This is a genomic window from Streptomyces sp. NPDC059248 (assembly GCF_042753905.1).
In the GTDB taxonomy this organism is placed as follows: domain Bacteria; phylum Actinomycetota; class Actinomycetes; order Streptomycetales; family Streptomycetaceae; genus Streptomyces.
In genome coordinates this window covers 21,608-24,566 of record NZ_JBHYZV010000089.1, presented here as the reverse complement: position 1 = coordinate 24,566, position 2,959 = coordinate 21,608, and the positions used below count along the sequence as shown (strand labels likewise).

The 2,959-nt window shown below is 70.5% G+C and carries 3 protein-coding genes; 2 read left to right on the top strand and 1 reads right to left on the bottom strand.

What is annotated here, in order from left to right; genetic code table 11:
* Positions 1-91 precede the first annotated feature (91 nt).
* Entirely contained in the window at positions 92-583 is a 492-nt protein-coding gene (locus ACFXG1_RS28455; RefSeq protein ID WP_384719429.1) for a transglycosylase SLT domain-containing protein, read from the bottom strand.
* 702 nt (positions 584-1,285) lie between these two features.
* Here ACFXG1_RS28455 and ACFXG1_RS28450 point away from each other — a divergent pair.
* Positions 1,286-2,131 (top strand): helix-turn-helix domain-containing protein, encoded by an 846-nt coding sequence (locus ACFXG1_RS28450; protein ID WP_384719427.1) that lies wholly within the window; start codon positions 1,286-1,288, stop codon positions 2,129-2,131.
* Positions 2,128-2,925 carry an SAM-dependent methyltransferase gene (locus ACFXG1_RS28445; RefSeq protein ID WP_384719425.1) on the top strand — a complete coding sequence of 266 codons (798 nt, stop codon included), beginning with the start codon at positions 2,128-2,130 and terminating at the stop codon, positions 2,923-2,925. The genes ACFXG1_RS28450 and ACFXG1_RS28445 overlap by 4 nt, the downstream gene beginning before the upstream one ends.
* Positions 2,926-2,959: the final 34 nt, after the last annotated feature.

Here is a 2,959-nt window from a genome sequence, read left to right as displayed (position 1 = left end):
CCGCTTTTCCGCGGTTGTCCCCGGCCCCGGCCCGCTGAAGACCAGGGATGCCCTACAGATCTACAGATCTACGGCTCTACGGCTCTACGGATCAGTAAGGGCCGAAGACGTTGTCGATGGAGCCGTAGCGGTCGGCCGCGTAGTTGGCGGCGGCGACGATGTTGGCGACCGGGTGGAACGGGTCGTTCGGGGTGCTGGACACCCAGTAGGCGCGGAACGTCGGGTCGATCACCTGGAGCAGGCCCTTGGAGGGCGTTCCGTTGATCGCGTTGATGTCCCAGTTGTTGACGGCCAGCGGGTTGCCGCTGGACTCGCGCATGATGTTGCGGTGCAGACCCTCGTACGTACCGGGGATGCCGTTCAGTCGCATGACGTCGAGCGACTCGAGGATCCAGCCGTTGAGGTTGTTCGCGTACGAGGCGGCGGCCTGCGGAGCGGACGCGGCGGCGGCCGGGGCGGCGGAAGCGGTGCCGGGGACGAGGGCGAGCGTGACGGCGAGGGTGCCCACGGCAGTGAGCCCACCGGCCCAGGCCCGGCGGGTCGCGGACCGGCCGCGGTACTGCTTCATACGGAGAACGGACATGGTGAGGTAACCCTTCGGACGGGGAGCGCCGCACACGGGGACGGGAGTCAGCGGGGACGACTCCGGGAGGCGGCGTGGGCAGATTCTTAGCGTTGACGGGGAGCGATGACAATGCCGTGCTGCTAACCGGGATAGTGGACAGCCCCGCACGGCACCCGCTCCGACCCGCCTGCGGGGGAGCCGGAACATCGCCTCGCCACTAAGGGTCCTCGTATGTGATGTGCGTCCCAGGCGGGAATATCTGGGGGATATGAGAAACATTCCGTGACATGTCCGGAATGCCCTTCGGGAGCGCGAACCCTTCCTTTCGCATACGCCCACACCGGGAGGACAAAAGGGGCGTAAAGGAAAAGGGGTGCGATATCTATCGATATCCAGAAGGAGTGGTGTCGCCCACACCCGCGGCCGCCCTCACCGGCACCCGCGGCGCGGCGCACGCGCGGACCGCCGACCGAACCGACGACCGAACCGCCTACCGGGCGCGCACGTCGGTGATCGAGCGCGCACGTCGGCGGAAGACCGGCCGAGGGACCTACCCCCGTAAGGCCCCTCGACCGCAACCACGCCCTCACGGCCGGGCGTTGGGGCCCGGACGGCGTATGCGTGATCGTGGACATACAAAGGGTTGCGCCCGGAGATTGCAAGCGACAAGGTATGCACTGTCCGCAGATTGCGGAAACTGCCGGAGAGGGGTGTCCGTCCGTGGCACGGGAGCGTTCCGGCCGGACCCTCGCACACCTCGTGCTGGCCACGCGGCTCAGGATCCTGCGCGAGGCGGCGGGGCTCTCCCGGGAGTCGGCGGCGGAGGCGCTCGGCGCCCATCCCGCGACGGTCCGCCGGATCGAACAGGCCCAGACGTCCCTCGACGCGGGCCAGGTCAGGACCCTGTTGACGGCGTACGGCGCGGCACCCGCCGAGGTCGAGGGGACCCTGGGGAAGCTGGCCGCGGCCAACCGGCCCGGCTGGTGGCATCCCTGGCGGTCCGTCATGGAGCCCTGGCAGTTCGATCTGATGAGCGTGGAGTCCGCGGCCAGTATCGTCCGCAGCTGGGACCCCGTTCTCGTACCGGCCCTGCTGCGCACCCCGGCCTACGCCCGCGCCGTCGACGACGTCCTGCGTCCCGAACTGTCGGGCGCGGAACGGGAACGGCGGGCCGAGCTGCTCGCCGAGCGCCGGGATCGGCTGCGCGAGCGGCGGACCCGGGTCTGGGCCCTGATGTCGGCCGCGGCCCTGCGGACCGTCGTCGGCGGCACGGACGTGATGGCCGAGCAGGTCGCCGCGTTGCGGATCGCCGCCGAGCAGCCGTACACGACCCTTCAGATCCACCCCGTCGACAGCCCCCTGCACGCGCTGACGGGCATCCCGGCCCTCACCTTCTTCCGGGTCGACGTGCCGGGGATCCCCGACCACGTCGTCCGTGAGGGCGGGCTCGCGGGGACCGCCGACGTCTGGGACGCCGACACCACCGTGACGGCCTACCGCCGGCTCCTCGACTACTCCTGCGCCACCGCGCTCCATCCCGATATGTCGAAAGAGGCCCTGGAATGACCGAACCGACCAAACTGCCCCCGCAGATCGACAAGTCCGTCGCGCACAGCGCGCGGGTCTGGAACTACTGGCTCGGCGGCAAGGACTGGTTCGACGCCGACAAGTCGGCGGGCGACGCGTACCGCGCCAAGTACCCGCTGATCGAGCCGTTCGCGCAGGAGTCGCGGGGCTTCCTGGTCCGTACGGTGGGCTGGCTGGCCCGGGAGGCCGGGGTCCGGCAGTTCCTCGACGTCGGCGCCGGGCTGCCCACCGCCAACAACACCCACGAGGTCGCCCAGCGGATCGCGCCGGAGAGCCGGGTCGTCTATGTGGACCACGATCCGCTGGTCCTGCTGCACGTCCACGCGATGGGCGAGAGCACCCGCGAGGGCGCGATGGACTACGTCCTGGCGGATATGCGGGACACCGACGCCGTCATGGCGGGCGCGGCCCGGACGCTCGACCTCGACGAGCCCGTCGCCCTGGTGATCAACGACGTACTGGGGCACATCGTGGAGTGGCCCGACGCGCTCGGCCTGGTGCGGCGTCTCGTGGAGCGGCTGCCCTCGGGGAGCTATCTCTCCCTCAGCCACTCCACCGCGTCCGACGAGGAGCACCGCGCGGTGCAGGAGGAGTACAACACCTCGGGCGCCATCCCGTACATCTTCCGCGAGCCGGACGTCACCCGGGCTTTCTTCGACGGCCTCGACCTGGTCGAACCGGGCTTCGTCTGCTGGCCCGACTGGCGGCCGGACGCCACCACCGGCCGGCTGACCGAACGTGCCGGGTGGGGCGGCGTGGCCCGGCTCCGGTGACGCCGAGACGCGCGGGCCGGGCACGGCCGACGCC

Coding starts and splice junctions, on each gene's coding strand:
- ACFXG1_RS28445 (WP_384719425.1), top strand. CDS start 2,128: ATGACCGAACCGACCAAACTGCCCCCGCAGATCGACAAGTCCGTCGCG.
- ACFXG1_RS28455 (WP_384719429.1), bottom strand. CDS start 583: ATGTCCGTTCTCCGTATGAAGCAGTACCGCGGCCGGTCCGCGACCCGC.